Annotated in this window: 21 protein-coding genes; 12 read left to right on the top strand and 9 right to left on the bottom strand. The window is 55.1% G+C overall.

The window, feature by feature from the left end; genetic code table 11:
• The first annotated feature begins 138 nt into the window (after positions 1-138).
• Entirely contained in the window at positions 139-1,950 is a 1,812-nt protein-coding gene (gene typA, locus ACFOSD_RS06640; RefSeq protein WP_380692445.1) for a translational GTPase TypA, read from the top strand.
• Positions 1,951-2,097: 147 nt separating this feature from the next.
• Here the strand turns inward: typA and ptsP are convergent, their stop codons facing one another.
• Together ptsP and ACFOSD_RS06630 are read right to left on the bottom strand one after the other, a co-directional pair.
• The gene (ptsP, locus tag ACFOSD_RS06635) at positions 2,098-4,380 is read right to left on the bottom strand and encodes a phosphoenolpyruvate--protein phosphotransferase (protein WP_380694932.1); all 2,283 of its coding nucleotides are present in this window, start codon (positions 4,378-4,380) and stop codon (positions 2,098-2,100) included.
• Positions 4,340-4,876: an RNA pyrophosphohydrolase gene (locus ACFOSD_RS06630; protein ID WP_380692447.1), complete on the bottom strand. Its 537-nt coding sequence runs from the start codon at positions 4,874-4,876 to the stop codon at positions 4,340-4,342. The genes ptsP and ACFOSD_RS06630 overlap by 41 nt, the downstream gene beginning before the upstream one ends.
• Positions 4,877-5,063: 187 nt before the next feature.
• On the opposite strand from ACFOSD_RS06630, the gene ACFOSD_RS06625 reads away from it, so the two are divergent.
• From ACFOSD_RS06625 to ACFOSD_RS06615, 3 genes are read left to right on the top strand one after another with little or no spacing between them, the layout of a single operon-like run.
• Positions 5,064-5,717, top strand: a complete 654-nt coding sequence (locus tag ACFOSD_RS06625; RefSeq protein WP_380692448.1) for a histidinol-phosphatase — start codon at positions 5,064-5,066, stop codon at positions 5,715-5,717.
• The gene (locus tag ACFOSD_RS06620; RefSeq protein WP_380692450.1) at positions 5,693-6,835 is read left to right on the top strand and encodes an imelysin family protein; all 1,143 of its coding nucleotides are present in this window, start codon (positions 5,693-5,695) and stop codon (positions 6,833-6,835) included. Before ACFOSD_RS06625 ends, ACFOSD_RS06620 begins: the two co-directional genes overlap by 25 nt.
• Before the next feature lie 11 nt (positions 6,836-6,846).
• Positions 6,847-7,731: an HDOD domain-containing protein gene (locus ACFOSD_RS06615; RefSeq protein WP_380692451.1), complete on the top strand. Its 885-nt coding sequence runs from the start codon at positions 6,847-6,849 to the stop codon at positions 7,729-7,731.
• Here the strand turns inward: ACFOSD_RS06615 and ACFOSD_RS06610 are convergent.
• Positions 7,725-8,225 (bottom strand): methylated-DNA--[protein]-cysteine S-methyltransferase, encoded by a 501-nt coding sequence (locus ACFOSD_RS06610; RefSeq protein ID WP_380692453.1) that lies wholly within the window; start codon positions 8,223-8,225, stop codon positions 7,725-7,727. The two genes, ACFOSD_RS06615 and ACFOSD_RS06610, sit on opposite strands and share 7 nt — an antisense overlap.
• A complete protein-coding gene (locus tag ACFOSD_RS06605; RefSeq protein WP_380692454.1) occupies positions 8,225-9,640 on the bottom strand; it encodes a DNA-3-methyladenine glycosylase 2 family protein in 1,416 nt (471 codons plus the stop codon). The genes ACFOSD_RS06610 and ACFOSD_RS06605 overlap by 1 nt, the downstream gene beginning before the upstream one ends.
• A 143-nt stretch (positions 9,641-9,783) precedes the next feature.
• Here ACFOSD_RS06605 and ACFOSD_RS06600 point away from each other — a divergent pair, with 143 nt between their 5' ends.
• Positions 9,784-10,377: a YhgN family NAAT transporter gene (locus ACFOSD_RS06600; protein ID WP_380692455.1), complete on the top strand. Its 594-nt coding sequence runs from the start codon at positions 9,784-9,786 to the stop codon at positions 10,375-10,377.
• Between the two features lie 108 nt (positions 10,378-10,485).
• On the opposite strand, the gene ACFOSD_RS06595 is transcribed toward ACFOSD_RS06600, so the two are convergent.
• The 4 genes from ACFOSD_RS06595 to ACFOSD_RS06580 all read right to left on the bottom strand — a co-directional run bounded on the left by ACFOSD_RS06595 (position 10,486) and on the right by ACFOSD_RS06580 (position 14,038).
• Entirely contained in the window at positions 10,486-10,935 is a 450-nt protein-coding gene (locus ACFOSD_RS06595; protein WP_380692456.1) for a MarR family winged helix-turn-helix transcriptional regulator, read from the bottom strand.
• A 77-nt stretch (positions 10,936-11,012) separates the two neighbouring features.
• A complete protein-coding gene (locus ACFOSD_RS06590) occupies positions 11,013-12,311 on the bottom strand; it encodes a TRAP transporter large permease (RefSeq protein ID WP_380692457.1) in 1,299 nt (432 codons plus the stop codon).
• Between the two features lie 9 nt (positions 12,312-12,320).
• Positions 12,321-12,827, bottom strand: a complete 507-nt coding sequence (locus ACFOSD_RS06585) for a TRAP transporter small permease (protein WP_380692458.1) — start codon at positions 12,825-12,827, stop codon at positions 12,321-12,323.
• Positions 12,828-12,892: 65 nt separating this feature from the next.
• Complete coding sequence (locus ACFOSD_RS06580; RefSeq protein WP_380692459.1) at positions 12,893-14,038, bottom strand: C4-dicarboxylate TRAP transporter substrate-binding protein; 1,146 nt, start codon at positions 14,036-14,038, stop codon at positions 12,893-12,895.
• A gap of 236 nt (positions 14,039-14,274) precedes the next feature.
• Here ACFOSD_RS06580 and ACFOSD_RS06575 point away from each other — a divergent pair, with 236 nt between their 5' ends.
• Genes ACFOSD_RS06575 through ACFOSD_RS06550 form a run of 6 tightly spaced genes read left to right on the top strand, consistent with a single transcriptional unit; the run spans position 14,275 to position 21,101 of the window.
• The gene (locus tag ACFOSD_RS06575) at positions 14,275-15,039 is read left to right on the top strand and encodes a crotonase/enoyl-CoA hydratase family protein (protein ID WP_380692460.1); all 765 of its coding nucleotides are present in this window, start codon (positions 14,275-14,277) and stop codon (positions 15,037-15,039) included.
• Entirely contained in the window at positions 15,036-16,292 is a 1,257-nt protein-coding gene (locus tag ACFOSD_RS06570; RefSeq protein WP_380692461.1) for a thiolase family protein, read from the top strand. Before ACFOSD_RS06575 ends, ACFOSD_RS06570 begins: the two co-directional genes overlap by 4 nt.
• An 11-nt stretch (positions 16,293-16,303) precedes the next feature.
• Complete coding sequence (locus tag ACFOSD_RS06565) at positions 16,304-17,071, top strand: 3-hydroxyacyl-CoA dehydrogenase (RefSeq protein WP_380692462.1); 768 nt, start codon at positions 16,304-16,306, stop codon at positions 17,069-17,071.
• Positions 17,072-17,086: 15 nt separating this feature from the next.
• Positions 17,087-18,793, top strand: coding sequence for an acyl-CoA dehydrogenase (locus ACFOSD_RS06560; protein ID WP_380692463.1), 1,707 nt, complete (start codon positions 17,087-17,089; stop codon positions 18,791-18,793).
• 24 nt (positions 18,794-18,817) lie between these two features.
• Entirely contained in the window at positions 18,818-20,653 is a 1,836-nt protein-coding gene (locus ACFOSD_RS06555) for a feruloyl-CoA synthase (protein ID WP_380692465.1), read from the top strand.
• 25 nt (positions 20,654-20,678) lie between these two features.
• Positions 20,679-21,101, top strand: coding sequence for an acyl-CoA thioesterase (locus ACFOSD_RS06550; protein WP_380692467.1), 423 nt, complete (start codon positions 20,679-20,681; stop codon positions 21,099-21,101).
• Between the two features lie 36 nt (positions 21,102-21,137).
• On the opposite strand, the gene ACFOSD_RS06545 is transcribed toward ACFOSD_RS06550, so the two are convergent.
• Positions 21,138-21,566 (bottom strand): DUF5367 family protein, encoded by a 429-nt coding sequence (locus ACFOSD_RS06545; RefSeq protein WP_380692468.1) that lies wholly within the window; start codon positions 21,564-21,566, stop codon positions 21,138-21,140.
• Between the two features lie 76 nt (positions 21,567-21,642).
• On the opposite strand from ACFOSD_RS06545, the gene ACFOSD_RS06540 reads away from it, so the two are divergent.
• Positions 21,643-22,188, top strand: a complete 546-nt coding sequence (locus tag ACFOSD_RS06540) for a TetR/AcrR family transcriptional regulator (protein WP_380692469.1) — start codon at positions 21,643-21,645, stop codon at positions 22,186-22,188.
• Positions 22,189-22,220 lie beyond the last annotated feature (32 nt).

Below are 22,220 nucleotides of genomic sequence, written 5' to 3'. Positions count from 1 at the left end.
CTGGTAACGGCCTGCAGCCTGCAAATACACCATAATGATCACAAAATGACTTTATTTTACGAATTTACCGGTTATTCATTGAGCAATCATAGGAAATCCGTACAATGCCCAAGCCCTTTTTAAGACGGACCCGCTCCTGTGATCGACAATCTTCGTAACATCGCCATCATCGCCCACGTTGACCATGGCAAAACCACGCTCGTAGATAAGCTGCTGCAACAATCTGGCACCTTAGGCCGGAAAGACCAAGGCTCTGAGCGGGTCATGGACTCCAATGACCAAGAGAAAGAACGTGGCATCACGATCTTGGCCAAAAACACCGCCATTCGCTGGCACGATTACCGCATAAACATCGTGGACACCCCCGGACACGCCGACTTCGGCGGTGAAGTAGAGCGTGTTATGTCGATGGTTGACTCCGTACTGTTGCTGGTAGACGCAATGGACGGCCCAATGCCACAAACGCGCTTCGTTACGCAGAAAGCCTTTGAACGTGGCTTGCGCCCTATCGTCGTTATCAACAAAATCGACCGCCCAGGCGCACGCCCTGATTGGGTGTTGGATCAGGTGTTTGACCTGTTCGACAACCTCGGCGCGACCGAAGAACAACTCGACTTCCCCGTTATTTACGCGTCAGCCTTGAACGGCGTGGCCGGTATGGAAGCCGACAATATGGCCGACGACATGACCCCACTGCTGCAGTTGGTGGTCGATAAAGTCCCCTGCCCTCAGGTTGACCCTGAAGGCCCATTCCAGATGCAAATTTCGGCCTTGGACTACAACAGCTATGTTGGCATCATCGGCATTGGCCGGGTAACACGCGGTAAAGTGAAGCCCAACACGCAGGTAAAAGCCATTGATGTGAAAGGCAAAGTCCGTAACGGCCGTATTCTGCAAGTCATGGGTTACCATGGTTTGGAGCGCGTGGAAGTCGATCAAGCCGAAGCCGGTGACATCATCTGCATCACCGGTATGGAAGAACTGTTCATTTCCGATACGCTGTGCAGCCCGGATGCGATTGAAGCCTTGCCACCGCTGACTGTTGATGAACCTACCGTATCGATGACCTTTCAAGTCAACGATTCACCGTTCGCCGGTAAAGAAGGCAAGTTCGTTACCAGCCGCAACATCCGTGAACGCCTAGACCGTGAACTGCTCAGTAACGTTGCCTTGCGCGTGGAGGAAGGCGATACGCCAGAGAAGTTCAAAGTATCAGGCCGTGGCGAATTGCACTTGTCGGTGTTGATTGAAAACATGCGCCGCGAAGGCTTTGAATTGGCCGTGGGTCGCCCGCAAGTTGTGATCAAAGAAATTGACGGTGTTAAGCAAGAGCCTTACGAGCAAGTGGTGGTGGATGTTGAAGAACAACACCAAGGATCGGTCATGCAGGAACTCGGTGAGCGCCGCGCAGAACTGAAGAACATGATTCCCGATGGCAAAGGCCGTGTACGTTTGGACTTCATCATGCCCGCACGTGGCCTGATCGGTTTCCGCTCGCTGTTTCTGACGCTCACGTCAGGTTCCGGCATATTGACGAGTATTTTTGACCATTACGGCCCGATCAACCCGTCTACAGCGGGCGAACGCCAAAATGGTGTATTGGTGTCGATGGTGCAAGGTAAGTCGCTGGCCTACGCCCTGTTCACGCTGCAGGATCGTGGTCGCTTGTACATTGGTGCCAACGAAGAAGTCTATGAAGGCATGATCATCGGCTTGCACAGCCGCGACAATGACTTAGTGGTTAACCCCACAAAAGCCAAGCAGCTCACCAACGTGCGTGCGTCCGGTAAGGACGATGCGTTGTTGCTGACGCCACCTGTTCGGATGACGTTGGAACAAGCACTGGAATTCATCCAGGACGATGAATTGGTTGAAGTAACACCAAAAAGCATTCGCTTGCGCAAGAAAGAACTGCAAGAGAACGCGCGGAAGCGTACCGCGCGCAGTTAATACAATTTGGTTCGGCCAGAGGGCTGGCCTCCTACGAAAAGAAGTACCGCATAATGTGTATGCGCGAACCATTTACCGTAGGAGCGCGGCCCTCCGCGCGAAAATTCGGTCAGAGGGATCGCGTCTTAGGTGTATCAGCAGAGGCTTTTAAGACCAGCGATCCCGGTTAAAGGTAACACCGGCTAAGCTCACCCCTGCATCCTTCAATGCCAGCTCTACTGTACTCTTAATTACCAGCGGATCTTCCAAGGTCAGCACTTCGGCGGCCAAATCGCGCGCCCAGGTCATGTCGATTTCACGCAGCATCGACTTCACGCGCAACAAGCTCGCACTGTTCATCGATAGGGTGTCATAACCCAAGCCTACCAGCACCACGGCACCGGCCGGATCACCGGCCATTTCACCACAAATGGATACCGGCGTACCTTCTTCGGCCGCCACATCCACAATGTATTTCAGGGCAGTCAACACTGCCGGGTGGAAGCTGCTGTACAAACCGGCCACACGCGGGTTATTGCGGTCAACCGCCAACAGATACTGTGTTAAATCGTTGGAACCCACTGACAGGAAATCTACCCGCGAGGCATAGGCGCGCGTTTGATAAACCGTGGCGGGAACCTCAATCATCATGCCAATTTCCGGCATGGTCACCGGCACATTTTCTTCCTGCAATTCAAACAAGGCGCGATACACCAAGTGCAGTGCTTCGTCTAATTCACTGACACTGGTGATCATCGGCAACATAATCCGGAGGTTATCCAGCCCCTCACTGGCCCGAATCATGGCGCGAATTTGTACGAGAAAAATTTCTGGGTGGTCGAGTGTTACGCGAATGCCGCGCCAGCCCAAGAACGGGTTTTCTTCTTCAATTGGGAAATAAGGCAGTGCTTTATCGCCGCCAATATCCAACGTACGCATGGTCACCGGACGCGGTGCAAAGGCCTCCAACTGCTGTCGGTAAATCACCGTTTGTTCGGCTTCCGAAGGGAAACGCTCCTGCATCATGAAGGACACTTCGGTACGATACAGCCCAACACCTTCGGCCCCGCGGTCTAAGGAGCGATACACGTCGGTCAACAAACCGGTGTTGACCATCAACGAAATATCGGTGCCATCCAGCGTTGTGCAGGGCAGGTCTTTTTGAGTTTCAAGTTCGGCCTCGAACGCCTTCTCTTCTAGAACGATTTCTTGGAAGTGGCGCAGCCGTTCATCGGAAAGATTAACGTAGACGTGTCCACGGTAGCCATCGACCACCAACTGCTGACCTTCGATTTCGCGGTACGGCAGGTCAACCATACCCATTACGGTCGGAATGCCCATGGCACGCGCTAAAATGGCAATGTGCGAATTGGACGAACCCTGAATGGAAATGATGCCAGCCAAATGCGCTTCATCGACCTCGCCCAAAATGGCGGGCGTTAAATCCTCGCCAATGATGATGGCATTGTCGGGCAGGGTGCGTGGTCCGGCGTCTTCGGCACGTAAATAACTGAGCACTCGACGCCCCAAATCCCGAATGTCGGTGGCCCGCTCGCGTAAATACGCATCTTCCATATCCGAAAAGTGCTGTGAATATCCGTTAATGACCTGGGCTAATGCTCCCTCAGCCCATTCACCACCATCAATAACCGATTGCACTTCCGCACCCAGGGCTTGGTCGTCCAACATATTCAGATACACGTCGAACAGCGCTTGTTCTTCCGGACGTAATTCAGACGCCAGTTTTTCACCCGCGCGGCGAATATCGTTTTTGACCTGTTCCAATGCCTGTTGCAAACGCAGCTTCTCGCCGGGAATGTCATCTGTGCGGCGCGCCGGGATTTCCTGCAAGTCTGCCGGAGACATCACCAAGACGGCCGTACCGATAGCTACCCCGGTAGCGCCAGCCACCCCTTCAAAGCGGACATCACGCTGACTGATACCCGAAAGCACTCCATTGATGTCTTGGCCTGATGCTTCCGCATGCGCAATGACGCTCGCCAACTGGGCCGAAATGGTCACCAGAAAAGCTTCTTCACCCTCGTCAAAGCGGCGCCGCTCCGGTCGCTGCGCCGTAATAACGCCCAGCAACCGTTTTTGGTGAATGATCGGGGCCGCCAAGAAGGCATTAAAGGGCTCTTCACCGAGCGAGGAGACATAGTGAAACGACGGGTGGTTGGGTGCATCTTCAAGGTTGATGGGTTCTTCACGCTTACCCACCAAGGCAATGATACCCTCATTGCTGCCCAAGGAGACTTGGCCAACTTCCTGTTTGTTTAACCCCTCGGTCGCCATCAGCACATAGCGGCGCGATTTGTCATCAAACAGGAATATCGAGCACACCTGAACGTCCATCGCGTCGCGTACGCGTTCGACAATGACATTCAGGGCGCTCGTGAGATCCTTAGCGCTAGTAACTTCCTGTACGATCCGCTTCAGCGTGGTTAGCATGTTCAATAGAGTATCCTTTTAATTCTTTGGCCAATCGCGGGGCCAGCTCAGCCAGGGCCTGACGATAAACCTGTTTTTTAAATGACACCACCTGTGCCAAGGGATACCAGTAGCTTACCCATTGCCAGCCATCAAATTCCGGGGTATCACTGCCCGAAAAGTTTACTTTCTGATCGCGGCAGGTCATGCGTAATAAAAACCACTTCTGTTTTTGCCCAATACACACCGGCAAACTGTTGTGACGCAATAATCGTTTCGGCAAACGATACTTTAACCAACCACGGGTGCAGGCAATCACCTCCACATCGTCCGGGGTTAAGCCGACTTCTTCGCCCAATTCTCGGTATAGGGCCTGCAAGGGGGTTTCGTCCGCGCGAATACCGCCTTGCGGGAACTGCCACGCATCTTGCCCAATGCGTCGAGCCCAAAGCACCTGACCTCTAGCGTTTGCCAGAATGATGCCGACGTTTGGGCGGAAACCATCCACGTCGATCATAATAGTGCACTCAATTTGGTTTAATTGCGCTGATTGTTTCACAATGAAGGCGTGTCAGGCAACTTGACTGCGGATCGTCGATCACCTTTCGAACAACCACTAAAAACTTCTCATGAAAGCGCTAGCACGGGTGCCGGACGGTCGGTTAAATGGCATAATGCAGCATTAAATGCGGAGATGTACGGCCTTGAATCTGGCAATTTTTGACCTCGACAACACCTTACTCGCGGGCGACAGTGACCACGCTTGGGGTGCTTATCTGGTACAACAGGGCGTCGTCAGTGCCGAGGTACATGCGACCCAGAATGACCGGTTTTATCAACAGTATCTGGCGGGCGCGCTGAACATTCACGAATACGTAGCCTTTGTTACCGAACCGTTGCAGCGCCTATCCTTTGCAGCACGCGAACGCCTACGCAAACAGTTTGTGGCCGACGTGATCACGCCGATGATTGCCCCGGGCACAGCCACGTTATTGGCCCAACACCGGGCGCAAGGCGATGAACTGATCATCATTACGGCCACCAACCGCTTTGTCACCGAGCCTATTGCAGCGTTGTTGGCTATTCCACATTTGATTGCTACTGAACTCGAGAGTGATGCACAGGGTTATACGGGAAAGATTGCCGGTGTTCCTGCCTTTCAGGATGGGAAAATCACCCGCCTGAACGCCTGGCTCACCGAACGCGATGTGGAATTTACAGAGCGTTATTTTTACAGCGACAGTCATAATGACCTACCTTTATTGAAGAACGTGGATCACCCCGTTGCCGTGGACCCGGATCCAACATTGAAAACCATTGCTGAGGAACTCGGATGGCCCGTTATTACGCTCCGTTAATGGCCTTAACGGCGCTGTCGTTGATGGCGTGTACGCAAGAACCGGCCGCGCTGCCGGAAACGGATGCCCCACAGGTGGATGTAGAAGACGTCGTACCCATTGACCCATCCATCGTCAGCCCAACGGATGACCTCTATCTGACCTGGCAGTTGCAGTCCTTGCAGCGCTGCCAGGATGGCTATGGCGAGTTTAAAGAGGCCGTGCTGACGCTGGCCATTGATACGGACAGCTTCCTCAATGAGCCCTCCGCAGCGGGCTTGGCGCAAACACAGAGCAGTTGGCAGCTGGCCGCCGAAAAATGGGGCATGGCCGATTTATGCAGCCACCGACCACTCGCCACCGACAGTGCTACTAATTTCGCCGCGCGCTATCAACGCACGGTTGCAGCGCCAGCGTTACCCGGTTATCTCGACAGCATTCCAGACTACGCTGATACCGGCATAGTTAACGACAACACGGTCACCTTGAGCCTGGAAAGCTTGGAAGTGCAGCATCAAATCAGCTTTGAGGAAGAAGTCGCCCTAGGCCTGTATGCCGTTGAGGTACTGTTATTTGGTGTGGAACCCCGCTCAGCCGACGATTTCATCATGACCACCGAGGAAGGTGCCAGCACGACCCGACGCGCCGGTTTATTACGCCTGATCACCAACGACTTGCTGACGCAAGCAGAAATCTGGCAAGACAACTGGCCAGCCCGGATCAGCAATGTCCGCCGCACTTACTCCACCACCTATCAACTGACCTGGTTGATCGACAACTGGATTCTGGCACTGGAGAAAGTGGAGCGCGCCAGTGCTCGCGTCCTGAACGGTGAGCCCGGATTAGCGCTGCACCCGATGCATGACCATGTTCGCTTCAAAGGGACACTGGCGGCCTTACACGACTGGATGGCCCAACCGGATACGTTGCGCATCGTCGAGACGTTCGAGCTGCCCATGAACGAATGGCAAAGTACCGTGGAACAGACCGCGACCTGGCTTGAAACCCACACGGTGGATACCGAGACGACATCGGATCTCACCGCACTCCAACCGATCAATTCTGCGGCCATTCAGCACCTGCGTATATTTCGTGAGGTGACAGAAAACACATGGCATACACTGGCCAACTCTAACTGAGAGCATTCATCATGACGCAAGTGCAGTTGTCGGAAGAACAGATCAAACAGATTCTCCAAGGCATTGTCATACCACCACAGCCGCAAATCATGGTCGACTTGCAGATGGAACAGGTATACCCGGAACCTTCTATCGACCGTATTGCAGACCTGATCAAGCAAGATGTCGGCCTATCCGGCACCATCCTGAAAATCGTTAACTCCCCTTTGTACGGGCTGAGCAATAAAATCCAGTCCATCCATCAAGCCGTCATGTTATTGGGCCTGAACACCGTCAGCAACATCGTCAACGGCTTGAGCATCAAGGGTGAACTTAACGATTCCGACATCATCGAACTGAACCGCTTCTGGGACACCGCCATGGACATTGCCATTGTCAGTGCTTCCATTGCCAAACAAGTAGGCTATTCCTGCCCGGAAGAAGCCTACAACCTCGGCCTGTTCCATAATGTCGGTATTCCGCTGATGTATAAACGGTTCGACGATTACTTTACCGTCCTTCAGGAAGCCTACGCAGGTCAACACGCACGGGTGATTGACCGCGAAAATGAAGTGTTTAAAACCAACCATGCCGTGGTGGGTTATTACTGCGCAAGGTCTTGGAACCAACCGACGCACATTGCCGCCGCCATTGCCGACCACCACAACGTACGCCATCTGTTTGAAGCACGCGGGCATTCCACCAAACAAGCGAACTCACTGGTCCTGCTTGCCATTCTAAAAATGGCGGAACACATGTGTGGCAACTACGCCATCATCGGCCACCAAGATACCGATCATGAATGGGAAGACATTCGTGACCTCGTGCTGGATATGCTGGGCCTGAGCCCTTATGACCTGGAAACCATGAAGGTGATCTTTGACGAGCAGGGGATCAACATGAAGTATTGTTATTGACGCTGAACCTGCCCTTCAGCGCGCTCAAGTTCCAATAACCAAGCTTTCCTGTTTAACCCACCGGCATACCCGGTTAAGGTGCCGTTTTTACCAATCACCCGATGGCACGGCACCACGATACTCAGTGGGTTACGGCCGTTCGCCATGCCCACCGCTCGCGCCGCCGTGGGCTGACCGATGGCCTGTGCAAGCTGTGCATAGTCCCAGGTTTGACCAAACGGAATGGTGCTTAGGGCATTCCAGACACGCTGTTGAAAGGCCGTACCGATCGCGTTTAACGGTAGGTCGAAGGCCTGTCGCGCACCGGAAAAATATTCCGCCAGTTGGGCTTCGGCCAGTTGCAGAACCGGGTGGGCGTCTTGCCTTGCGTGCTGTTGCAGCTTTGCCGCCGCTGCGCCATCGTCAAACAGAATATGCTGGATACATTTCCCGTCGGTGCTGATGAGCAAGTTGCCAACCGGGGTGGCCATGTGGGTATAGATTAAGTCGGTCATTATAGTTTGCTCCATAGATGGAAGGTCGCATAACTGCGCCATGGCGCCAACCGGTCGGCGTCGAAGGTGGTATCGGCCCGAGTTGCCAACGCTTTTTTAACGCCAAGGTCTGTACCCAACCAGACATCCGGGTCACCCAACGCACGCATGCGCGCGTAGTCTACTGTCCAGCGGCCAATACCTTTCAACGTCAGCCAGTCTTCAACCTTGCTTGTTGTGCCATGCTCGGCGTACCACGCCGCAAACCGGCGCACCGTATCGCGTCGCGCTGTCGGCATTTTGAGCATATCGAGCGGATTCGAGGCGATGACCTCGGGAGCGGGAAAGTAACGCTGGACATGCCGCGCCTCAACCGGCTCACCTAAGGCTTCGACGAGACGCGTTACGTGCGTGCGCGCAGCGGCCACACTGACCTGCTGGCCCAAAATAGCACGTACACCCGCTTCAAATGGCGACCATATACCCGGAATACGCAGCCCCGGCGTGAGCCAATCAGCCGCCCCCGTAGCGTCCGTTAAATGCTGTTCGATGGCAATGACATCGGCATCAAGGTCCAACAATTGCCGTACCCGATGCACCAACGCACGCAGCGCCGATGGCGGATGGACCTCTACCCGCATCGCCAAACCATGCTTGCCCGCGATGGGGCTGAATTCAAACCAACCCTTGGCCGCATGGGCATAGTCCGTCGCCGGTAAGGTAAAGGTGCGCCCATAAGCGTCCTCCGTCACCCACTCCAAACCTTCTACAGCGCGGGCGCGCCAGAAAGCCAGCATGTGCTGCCAATTCAGGGGCGGCCGGTAGGCCAGCGTAAGTCGCACGTCCGACGACGGTTCACCTTGGCGTCGAATGGCGCTGGGGGTCATTTTTAGGTGCTTCTGGCAGGCGTCGTTGAAACGTCTCAGGCTTTGAAAACCCGCAGCGCCAGCAACGTCTATCATTGGCAGTGCCGTTTCATGCAGCAGCTTTTTGGCGAACATCACCTGCCCGAACAGGCTGTACGCCTTTGGAGACATGCCCAGCCGCGTTTGAAACAGTCGACGCAAATAGCGGTCGCTGATACCGAGGCGCTCGGCCAAGGCAGGCATATCGCCACCCTGCAAAGCTCCGCCATCAATCAGTGCCAACGCACGCTGAAACGTGGTATCCGTACCGCGCCACGCCCATGAACCCGGGGCACTGTCAGGCCGACAACGCAAACACGGGCGATAACCTGCGCCGTAAGCCTGCACAGCGTGGGTGAAGTATTCAACGTTATGTTCTTTCGGTGGCACGGCGGGACAAATGGGGCGACAAAATATTCCGGTGGTTTTTACCGCGACAAAGAACACGCCATCGAACCTGGCGTCACGCGCCAATCGAGCGCGTTGCCAGTCCTGTATTGCTTGTAGTTCTATCGAGTTAATCTTAGTCATGCCCTCATTCTAGCGCTTCTTTTATAGCAAACTCGCCATTTTCGGCACTGAATGCTATGACGGCAGGGCTTTCGGGGTTTGCCTAGCCTTGCCCAAACCAACATTCGCCGCTAGTCTGCGTGTATGTCTTTGAGGAAGTTAATATGGAAACCTTCGCGGTTGCGGTCACACTGTTTTTAATCATGGACCCGCTGGGTAATATCCCCATTTTTCTCTCCGTGTTGGCGAAGATCGACAACAAACGGCGCTATTGGATTCTGGCCCGCGAGCTGGTGATCGCGTTAGCCATCATGCTGCTGTTCCTGTTCGCTGGCTCATCCATTCTCAGTGTATTAGGCCTAACCCGCGAAGCGGTATCCATCGGTGGTGGCTTGGTGTTATTGATCATCGCCATACGGATGATCTTTCCGTCACGCGGCGGAGTAATGGGCGACAACGACAATGACGCCGAGCCATTAATCGTCCCCTTAGCTGTTCCCCTGATTGCGGGCCCGTCATTAATTGCTACCTTGGTGTTGCTGGCCGAAACCGGACCAGACCGCAGTGCGGATTGGGTGCTCGCGTTAGGTATGGCGTGGGGCGCTACCGCCGTGATTTTGATGTCGTCGAATTTCTTCTATCGGGTGTTAGGCGCACGCGGCCTGAAAGCCATCGAGCGTTTGATGGGGATGATTCTGATCTCGATTTCTGTACAAATGTTGCTGAACGGGTTCCGCAGTTATGTCGCGAGTTTTTAGGGTGGCTCGGCTGTAGGAGCGCTGCCCCCCGCGCGAACATTCGGCCAGAGGGCTGGCCTCCTACGGTTGGTTTTCGGCCAGAGGGTCGCACTCCTACACGATGGCGGCTCAGTTAACTAAATCGATAATCCGCATCAGCATATCCAACATCTGCTCTTTCTCACCGGGTTTCATAACTTGCTCAAAATGCGACTCATGCGCTAACACTTTTTGATGCAGGGCGTGGGTAAAACGCTCCCCTTCCGGGGTGAGGTACAGGGCGTACGAGCGCCGGTCGTTCTCAGACGGGCGGCGTTCCATTAACTTGAGTTTTTCCAGCTTATCGACGGCGGCTACCATGGCCGAGCGGTCGGTGTGAATGGCTTGCGCCACAGCGGTTTGCGTTAGCCCTGGGTTGTTTAACACGATGGCCAGAATACCAAACAGCCCCGGCGTTACACCCTGCTCGGTGCAGGTTGCGGTGAAGTTCTCGAAGTAGGCAATCTGTGCTCGCCGCAAGCGATAACCGACCAGCGTATTGAGCATTGAGTAATCGATGTCGTTTTGGTTCTGAGTCATCCGAATTCCTGACGATGCTTGTTGTGCCGCATAAACCTTGCGCTTGCGGGGGATGATAACACCCCCGCCCGTGATGTCTAACCGCCGGTAAAGACCATGACGATATCCGGGTAAAAAATCACCAAGGCCACGACCAACAAATCGGCCACCAAGAAAATGGCCACGCCTTTGAAGATATCGACCAAAGAAGCGTATTGACTGGCAACCCCGCGAATCACGAAGATGTTCATGCCCACCGGCGGCGTAATCATGCCGATCTCCAACAGTTTAACGAGCAATACGCCAAACCAGATCAGGCTCACATCGTACACCTCAAACACCGGCAAGAAGATCGGCAGGGTAACCAACATGGCACCAAAAGGCTCCATGAACAGACCAAGAAACAAGTAGATCAGCACGACGACTAACATAAGTTGCAGGTAGGACGGATCCCAACCGGACACCGCTTGGGAAATAAATCCGGCCATGCCGCTCAAACTGAGAAACACCGTAAACATTGACGCGCCAACGCCGATGATCAACAAGCCACTGGTGGTCGCCAGCGTTTCAAGCAATGAGGTCTTCATGATGGTCCAGTTCAAACGACCGGTCAGCAAGGAAATGACCACGGCACCCGCCGCCCCCACCGCGCCCGCTTCGGTGGCGGTGAAGAAGCCGCTGAACATGCCGCCAAACACCAGCACCCCTAAGACCAAAATGGGCCAAATTTCAACGATCGCTTGCCGCGCCGTGTAACCATCGTCATGCGCCGAGTGTCGCGGCACAATGTCAGGCCGGAACCAACTCATTAACAGGATGATCACCGCATAACTGACGGCTGTCAGCAATCCAATAGAAATGCCACCCAAAAATACCTGAGTGATGGAGACTTGCGCGAACACACCGTAAACGATCATCAGAATACTGGGCGGAATCAGCGCACCGATCGTGCCCCCTGCGGCGATGGTGCCACAGGCAAAGCTGGGTTTATAACCACTGCGCACCATTTCGGGAATGGCGATGCGCCCCATGGCGGCGGCGCAGGCTACGCTGGAACCGCTCACCGCCGCAAAACCCGAACTGGCAAAAATACTGGAAATCGCTAACCCGCCCGGCAACCAGCGGAACACCACTTTCGCGGCATTAAACAGACCCGCCGTTAACCCGGTATGAAAGCTCACAAAACCCATGAGCAGAAACATAGGTACAGCGCTCAGAGTCCACTTCGCCACAAACTCGTAGGGGGTAGAGGCCAACATGCTGAACGCAATGCTCCAGTCGAGCATATAGGTCATGCCGCCCAGCGACACAGCCATCAATGCCAAAGCGACCGGGACGCGCAAGGCCAGCAACAACAACAGAACCATCAGGCCATAAAAGCCCACTTCAACTGCCATGATAAAACCTCAATTCGTGGCGGTGTCAGGGCGCACTGCCCACGCCTGCACTTCACGCATCAAACACACATAGGCTGCCAACGTGAATGACACCGGCAACACAAAATACGAAGGCCAAACTGGAATGCGTGTATCCAGCGACATGACGTAGGCACCAATTTGATATTGTTCCACCGCCTTTTCCCAGGTCGCTAGCGCAAAAACCGCATAAATGAGAATCGACAAGACCGTGACCAACCGCTCGTTCCAACGCTGTAGGGCTTGTGGCATTAAGTCGGTAAACAGCTCGACCGAAATCATCTGCCGTTGCCGTTCTACCCAGCCTAAAGGCAACAGAGCCAAGAGCACCATGTAATAGCGGGTCACCAGTTCCAGTGTTGCGGGCGCTGACACATTGAAGGCTGAACGCAGCACCACGTCGAGCGTGACATGCAACATCATGGCGACGATACCCAGGGTACCTAATAACGCCAAAACCACGGTGATTCGATCAGAGAAACGGAACAGCGCGTTCATACCTACCTCATCTGCACCCGTAAGGAAAAAAGGGCGAGCCTGATGTTCAGGCCCGCCCAAAGCGCTTACAATCCGTAGCGAGTGAAGTCGACGTTAGCCCAAACTTCACGATTTACCTGTTCAGCAATTTGCTCGGGGTCGTTGTCGACCGACTCAGCAAAGGCTGTCCATTTTTCAACCAAACGCTCGAACTCAGCCATTTTGGCCGCCACATTGGTCAAGCCATCACGGCCTTCAGCACGGCCAACAATGCTCGCCAGATCCTGTGCTTTGAACGCTTCAGAGGCAGCCAGCAATTCAGGACTTGGGTCAATGAACTCGATGCCCTTGGTCCGTGCATTGGCTTCTGCAGCAGACGCCATTTCAAAGGCCCAGCGCTGCGTTGACATCGCACTGGCTAAGGAAGATGCTTCGGCAATGGCGCGACGATCATCCGCCGATAAACGCGCCCAAGTGTTGTTACCAATGGCGTGCGAAATGGTGGAGTGGTAAGTACCCAAACGCAACGTGCTCACGTATTTGACCACATCATCCAAGCGGAAGGAGATCATATCGGCCGACGAAGCAATGGTGCCATCCAACACCCCTTGCGAAATCGCTTCGAAGGTTTCACCTACCGAAACGTTAGCACCCACCGCACCCATGGCTTCCGCCCAACGCGCATAGTGTGGGCCACCTACGCGCAAGCGCAGACCACGCAAATCTTCCGCATTGCGGATCGGCTTAGTGGTTAGAATTTGATACGCATCCGAGGCATGCGAGGTGGTATAGACCACACCCAAACGCTTCAGCTCTGCCTGACAGTCAGCACAGTTCACAATGTACTCGGTCATCGCCGCGCCCATGGCTTGTGAGTTGGTGCCCATGAACGACAGGTCGCCCACCAAGTTGATGTTGGGTAAGTCTGATGGGAAATAAGCCGGCAGGAACATACCGGCATCCGACAAGCCCGAACGAATGGCGTTACGCATGTTGCCTAAGTTCGCCACTTCCGTACCCAAAATGACACTGCGTAAACGACCGTCAGTGGCGGCCGAAATTTCTTCTTGGAATACGGTGAATAACGGGGTGTGCCCCGGGTGCGCTGGCGGCGTTCCGGGTGTTAAACGCAATTGTTGTGCGCTCACGCTGGTGCTCAGTACGGCCAGAGCGGTTACCCCAGCAATGACACTGGTACGCCAGAAGTGTTTAAACGTGGGTGTACTCATCATGCAGTCCTCATTGTTATGTTTATTGTGCGGCATCGTTTCTAAATGTGCGCGCTTTTTCATGCGCGAGGTGCGTATCATCATGCACACATTGTTTTATCTTACAACAATTATTTTTGTTAACTGTTTATGGCAACGCGTTTTTATCAACCATTATGTTTATAAATTAAATTGTTTGATCTTACAACAATTTTCCGTATGCTAAGCACAATAACGATGACTGATGACCAGGCACCCCTATGACGGATATATCTTTGGTAACTTATCACGAGCAGGATGGCATTGCGCACATCCGGCTCAATCGCCCCGCTAAACACAATGCCATCAACGATCAACTGTTGTTGGACCTGGAAAAGTTGTTCGACCAGATGCCCGAAAGCGCCCGGGTTGTGGTGTTGAGCGGCAACGGCGACAACTTCTGTGCCGGCCTTGATTTGGCTGAGCATCAAGCACGCGACCCGTACGGCGTGGTCCAGCATTCTCGCATGTGGCACCGCGTATTCGGCAAAATTCAGAACTGTGGCTTACCCGTTGTCGCAGCACTCAAAGGTGCAGTCATTGGCGGTGGTCTGGAACTGGCGGCCAGCACGCATGTGCGGGTGGCCGAACCCGATACCTTCTTCCGACTGCCAGAAGGTCGCCACGGCATTTTCGTCGGTGGCGGTGGTTCTGTACGCATTGCGCGCATCATCGGGTCGGCGCGCATGGCCGACATGATGCTGACCGGCCGTACCCTCAGTGCCGAAGAAGGTGAACGTTTGGCGCTGGCGCATTATGTAGTACCCGCGGGTGAAGCCGAAACCAAGGCACTCGAACTGGCTAAGACCATCGCGCAAAACACACCGTTGTCCAATTGGGCCATGGTCACCGCCCTAGGCCGCTTGGAATACATGAGCGGCGACGATGGTCTTTATACCGAGTCTTTGGTAGCGGGGATGACGCAAACCAGCCCCGAAGTGCAAGCTCGAATTGGTGAATTCTTGAACAGGAAGAAATCTTCATGAACCGTTTTGCCGACGCTGAACAACATGCCCAAGTGGGCCAGTACGATGATATATGGTTGGTTGATGGCCGCCGCACCCCGTTTGCCGATTTGAGCGGCGTATTGCGCGATGTGTCACCGACCGACTTGGGCATTTATGCCGCCCGTGCATTATGCGACGCCACCGGTGTCCCGGCGGCCGATGTCGATGCGGTCGTCGCTGGCAGCGTAGCCCAAGCCAGCTTCGATGCCTATATGCTGCCGCGCCACATCGGTTTGTATTCCGGTGTGCCGCAGTCACGCCCTGCGCTGTTGGTGCATCGCCTGTGCGGCACGGGCTTTGAGGCCATCCTGACCGCCGCCGACCAAATTACCCTGGGCCGCGCTAAGGTTGTGCTGTGTGCCGCCGGTGAATCCATGTCACGTAATCCGGTAGCCTCATACACCCACCGCGCCGGTTTTCGCATGGGTCAGGTCGAGTTCAAAGACTTTTTATGGGAAGCCCTACTGGACCCCGCCCCCGGCATCAACATGGGCCAAACGGCCGAGAACCTCGCCCAGCAGTATGCCGTCAGCCGCCATGAGGCGGATGAATTCGCTGCACGCAGTTTCGCCAATGCCATTCGTGCATGGGATGAAGGCTATTACGACGACGAAGTGGTGCCGGTACACAACGTTGAATGGACGCTGGACGGTTACGCAAACCGTGGCCTGAAACTGGCCGACCGCGCGACCGAGTTCACCCGCGACGGCCATATCCGCCCCAGTCCGATGGACGTCTTGAGTCGTCTGCGCCCGGCCTTTGGTGGCGTACAAACCGGCGGCAATTCGTCCGGTGTCGTCGACGGTGGCGGCGCGGTGCTGGTTGCCCGCGGCGACTATGTACGGGCGCATGGCTTGAAGCCCCTAGCGCGTATCGTTGCCGGTTCCGTGGTCGGTGTACCGCCGGAAATCATGGGCATTGGCCCGGCACCCGCCATTCGTGCGCTCTTGCAACACCAGGGTATGGCACTGAACGACATTGCGCGCGTCGAACTCAACGAAGCCTTTGCCGCGCAATGCATCGCTGTAGAACGCGAACTGGGCTTGGACCGCGAGCGCCTGAACCGCCAAGGCGGCTCGACCGCTATGGGCCATCCCTTAGCTGTATCCGGCATTCGGTTAACCCACACGCTGGGCCGCCAACTGCAACGTGAGCAACAGCAATTCGGTATTTCCACCGCCTGTGCGGGGGGCGGCCAAGGCATTGCCGTACTGCTCGAAAACGCGGGCTAAGAGGACACAAGATGAACATTCAAGACTCGACCTTTCTTGTCACTGGCGCCAGTTCCGGTTTAGGTGAAGGCGTCACCCGCCGCTTGCTGCAACAGGGTGCACGCGTGCTGATGGCTGATGTTAACGCCGAACGCGGCCAAGCCATTGCTGCTGAGCTGGGCGAACGCGCGCGCTTTGTATCGACCGACATCACCAACACCGAACAGGCACAACAAGCCATTGCCGCAGCGGTCAGTTGGGGCGGGCGGCTCAATGGTTTGGTGAACTGCGCAGGTATTCCCGGTGCAGCGCGGCTATTAGGGCGCAACGGCGTGCATGATCTGGAACGCTTTCAGCGCATGATCAACGTCAACCTGATTGGCACCTTTAACATGATTCGGTTGGCCGCCGACGCCATGCAACATAATCCGGTGAACGCCGACCGTGAGCAGGGCGTTATCATCAACACCGCCTCAGTCGCGGCTTATGACGGGCAAATTGGCCAAGCTGCTTATGCCGCATCCAAAGGCGGTATTGTCAGCATGACCCTACCCATCGCCCGCGAACTGGCCGATTTCGGTATTCGCGTGATGACCATCGCACCGGGGCTGTTCAAAACGCCGATGATGGACGTGTTACCTGAAGAGGTGCAGCGCTCCTTAGGCGAATCCGTACCCTTCCCGGCACGCTTGGGTGAACCCGATGAGTTTGCGCGGCTGGCTTGCCACATCATCGAAAACCCCATGCTGAATGGTGAGGTCATCCGTTTGGACGGCGCCTTACGCATGGCACCACGCTGAGCAGGGACATAGACCATGTTGGATTACCGTGCACCGCGCGACGACATCGCCTTTATTCTGCAACACCACATCGGTGCGGAAGCACTGGCGACGGTGGATGCCTGCGCCGCCCTTGATACCGATTTGATGTCGGCCATCGTGGATGAAGCAGGGCGCTTTGCCGAACAGGTGCTTGCCCCCTTGAACCCCGTCGGCGACCAACAGGGTTGCCAATGGCAAGACGGCACCGTGCGCACGCCCAACGGCTGGCCCGCCGCTTATGATCAGTTCCGGAGTGCTGGCTGGACTGGCCTCTGCCTGCCCGAAGCGTTAGGCGGTCAGGCACTGCCTAAGGTACTGGCTATGCCGGTCGCCGAATGCTGGCAGAGCGCCAATTTGGCCTTCAGTATGATTCAACCACTCACCGAAGGCGCGGTAGAAGCGTTACTGGCCAGCGGCGAGCAAACACTTATTGACCGCTACGGGCCGTTGTTGGTCAGTGGCGAATGGACCGCGACCATGGCGCTAACCGAGCCTGCCGCCGGTTCCGACCTTGGGTTGTTGACCACCCGGGCTATCCCAGACGCTGACGGCGGTTACCGCCTGACCGGCAACAAGCTGTACATCACCTTTGGTCAGCACGACATGACTGAGCGCACCCTGCATCTGGTGCTGGCACGCCTGCCTGATGCGCCTGCCGGTAGCCAAGGCATCTCGTTATTCGCCGTGCCAAATATACGGCCAGGCGATGGCATTGATCAGCCCAACGGTGTCACCTGCACCGGCATTGAACATAAGATGGGCCTGCATGGCAGCCCAACCTGTACGCTGCAATTCGACCAGGCTTGGGGCGAATTGGTCGGCCCGGCGAACAAAGGCCTCAGCATCATGTTTGTGATGATGAACGAAGCCCGGCTGAGCGTCGGTTTGCAAGGCACGGCCATTGCCGAACGCGCTTATCAAGCGGCACTGGGCTGGGCCAACGAACGCCGCCAAGGTAAACATCCTCGTACCGGCGAGTCGCCCACCGCACTGATCGAACACCCCGACATTCGCCGCTTGTTACTGCGCATGCGCAGCCAGATTTTGGCTTCACGCTTGCTTGGCTATTATCTCGGCTTCCGGGTAGATCAAGCGCGGCAAGTAGAGCATCCCGCACAACAGGAAGCGCGTGCCGAGTTGGAATTACTGACCCCGGTATTCAAGGCATGGTCAACCGAGTACGCCAACCGGCTGACCGGTGACGCGATTCAGATTTTTGGTGGCATGGGGTTTATTGAAGAAACCGGCGTGGCGCAGTTCTACCGCGACTTAAAAATCTCCACCATTTACGAAGGCACCACGGGCATTCAAGCGCAGGACTTGTTGTTTCGAAAAATCCGTAAGGACAACGGCGCAACGTTCCACCACTGGCTCGACCGCGTGGCCGAACAGTCCAGTTTAGCGCCCTACGTCCAAGCGCTGCGCGACACCAGTGGCCGTTTACTGGATCACCAAGCACTTACATATCTGCATGCCGCAGCCGTGCCGCTGCTGGAAGCGACCGGCATTCTTGCCGGAGCATGGCAACTCTGCCAAGCCGCCGACAAAGCTCAGGCAGCATCGGTTGACGCTGGCTATCGGCAGAATGTTACTGCCCTGCGCGACTTCTACCACGCCCATTGGCTACCCGAATTACACCTACATCTGGCCCGCATACAGCAAGCGGATGTGGGACTTGTGGACTACGACTTTCAACAATAATCACAATACAGGCTTAGCATGACCATGAGCTTCAAAGACATTCATATTGGCATCGGCACGGTAGAACTGATTGACCGCCCTGATGGTAGCCAGTTGTTGCGCAACCAAGAACCGCTCAACGCCTACCCGGAAACTTTTATGCAGCGGCTGGACGAATGGGCCGAACGCACCCCCGACCAAGTACTGGTAGCGCGCCGTGATGCCGCCGGTGAATGGCAAAAAGTGACCTACGCCGAAGCCCGACAAAAAGTTCGCGCGCTGGGGCAAGCCCTGCTCGACCGCCAACTATCGCCCGAGCGGCCCCTAGTGATTTTGTCCGGCAACAGCATCGAACACCTGTTGCTGGCCTTCGCGGCCATGTATGTGGGTGTACCCTATGCGCCCATCTCACCCGCGTATTGCTTGGTGAGCAAAGACTTCAGTAAGGCCAAATACATCTGCGAACTGCTGACCCCCGGCCTTTTGATGGTTGATTCAGCGGCCAGTTTTGCCGCCGCCTTGAACGTCATCAAGCCAGAGAATGCAACTTGCGTGGCCGTCGATACCACAGGCTACGACGGCGAGGCCACAACCTTTGCCGAACTGTTAGAGACCCCCGTTACCGATGCGGTGGACCGTGCGCATCAGGCCGTCACGGCCGACACCATCGCCAAATTCCTGTTCACTTCGGGCTCCACCGGTATGCCGAAAGGCGTGATCAACACCAACCGCATGCTGTGCTCGAATCAGGAAATGCTGGTCAGCTTGATGACCTTCCATCGCACCCAACCACCTGTATTGATCGACTGGCTACCGTGGAACCATACCTTTGGTGGCAACCATAACGTTGGCATTGTGCTGTATAACGGTGGTTCGCTGTACATCGACGATGGCAAACCGGTGCCGGGCCAGATCGACATCACGCTCAAGAACCTGCAAGAAATTTCACCCACGGTCTACTTCAACGTACCCAAAGGTTTTGAACTATTGGTTGAATATTTCGAGCGTGATGATGCCCTGCGCGAGCGCTTCTTCCGCGACCTGAATTTGATGTTTTTTGCCGGAGCCAGCCTGTCGCAACACGTTTGGGACCGACTGGACGCCCTGGCGATCAAAACCGTCGGCCACAAAATCGGCATGTTAACCGGACTGGGCGCGACGGAAACCGCACCCTCAGCGATGTTTGCCTCCCTTGAGGAATCACAATCCGGCGTGATCGGCACCCCTGCCTTCGGTGTCGAAATCAAGCTCGTACCGAACGGCGGCAAAACCGAATTGCGTGTGCGCGGTCCCAACGTCATGCCCGGTTATTGGCGACAGCCCGATGTCACCGCCAAAAGCTTCGATGAAGAAGGCTTTTACTGCTTAGGCGACGCCGGTAAATTTATCGACCCCGCCAACCCGCAACGCGGCATGCGTTTCGATGGGCGAATTTCGGAAGACTTCAAACTCGACACTGGCACCTGGGTTAGCGTAGGGCCATTGCGTGCCAAAGTGATCGAAGCGGGCGCACCGCTGCTCAAAGATGCCGTCATCGCCGGACTGGACAAACCGTTTGTGTCCATGCTGGTGTTTACCGACTTGGAACAATGCCGTGCAGTCGCAGGTTTAGGGCCGGACGCCAGCCCCGCTGACATACACAGCCACCCCGCCGTGGAAGCCCGGTTTAAAGACATTCTGCACCACCTGATTGCTACCAGCACCGGCAGCTCGAATCGCGTAAAGCGTGCGGTACTGCTGGACGAACCGCCACGCTTGGATGCTCATGAAATTACCGATAAAGGCTCCATCAACCAGCGCGCCGTGTTGGAAAACCGGGCCGCTGTCGTGGCCGACATCTACTCTGCCAAACCTTCATCACGAGTGCTTAGCGCGGACTGACGAACCCATTTACGAGGACGACACTATGCTTATTAATCGCCACACCCGCACCGTAGAATGGGGCGACTGCGACCCCGCTGGTATCGTATTTTACCCGCGCTATTTTGCCTATTTTGATGACGCCACCGGCCGCCTGTTTGCCGCCGCAGGCTTCCCGAAATACGACATGGTGCAACGCTTCAACAGCGTTGGCATTCCCATGGTGGATACGCGCTCGAAGTTCTACATCCCATCACGCTACGGCGAAGAAATCGTCATTGAAAGCCGCGTCACCGAATTCCGGCGCAGCAGCTTTGACGTGCACCACCGCATTCTGAAAGGCGAAGCCCTCGCGGTGGAAGGCTTCGAAACACGGGTATGGGTGTGCGCCGATGAGGAAAAGCCCGGCGGTATTAAGGCACAGCCGATTCCGGAAGAGATACTAACTGCGTTTACTGTGGCTGCTTAGGCAGCCACACTGATGAACCTACCTTGACTCATCTCCCTAGGCGCTCTCACTCTTATGCCTTTCGCCCGACGAGGCGAGGCATACGAGCAGTATGATAGCGACGCCTCCGATGATGAGAGCAGCATAATGGCGATCATCAAAAGCGCCTGCAGACGGTAGCCAGACTTCAATGAACTGGGTCGTAAAAACGTCTAAACACATGGCTGGCGCGGTTAGGGCAATACCCGCTGAAGGTCTGTTTCTGGGTGAAATATTGAAAAGCCAAAAAATGCTATAGAGGCTTACCACAAACACCAGCGACGCAACAATCAACCACATCCAGAAAAGAACCCTTTGTTCTTCGATGGGTAAGCTTGTCTGCCAATACAGTCGAAAGACGAGCGCAAACAAGAACCAAAAGCTAATAGACATTAGGCACAATACGCCTAAGGTTTGTTTGTGTGTTAACGTCTTGAAGTTTTCCATTTTGTTTCCTCACACTTATGTAGCAACCGCTACATAATATGTTTTTGTAGCACTCGCTACAACAAAAAGGTGCGGTATGAATAAAAAAGCGTTAAAGCAAAAGGAATTGACCAAGCAACTGGGCGTTCTCTTCCTCGCCAAAGGGTTCAGCGATATGGGACTCCGGCAACTTGCGGATGCATTGGGCACCAGCGACCGTATGTTGTTGTATTACTTTGGCTCTAGGGATGCGTTACTTGAAACGGTGTTACTCGACATCGCACAACAACTGAGCACGCAACTGGACGAGAATTTTGGTGACCGAGTTTTTAGTCCCAACGAGTTTTTGGATGTGTTATGGCAATCGGCTTTAGATGAGGCCTTCGCAGATTACTTGCGTTTATGGTTGGATATTTCTGCGAAAGCCAACCGTGGTGACCCGCTACTGACCGCCATCGCCAACAAAATCAGTCACAATTGGATACGCTGGGCAGCGGGACGATTGTCTGCAGACGACGCTCAAACAGTGGCTTATGCAACCTTGATGCTGAGCACCGTCGATGGGCTGCTGATTCTGCATCCCAACGACCTGCAGCAGGGTGCTCCAGCCATCACTATGCTAAAAACGTTATTAATGCGTTAGAAGAGAACGCGTGCAGCCCCACGAGTCTCTCC

The sequence above is a fragment of the Salinispirillum marinum genome (assembly GCF_042650105.1).
Taxonomy (GTDB): Bacteria; Pseudomonadota; Gammaproteobacteria; order Pseudomonadales; family Natronospirillaceae; genus Salinispirillum; species Salinispirillum marinum.
The sequence above is the reverse complement of the archived record's forward strand: the minus strand, read 5'-3'. Positions and strand labels throughout refer to the sequence as shown.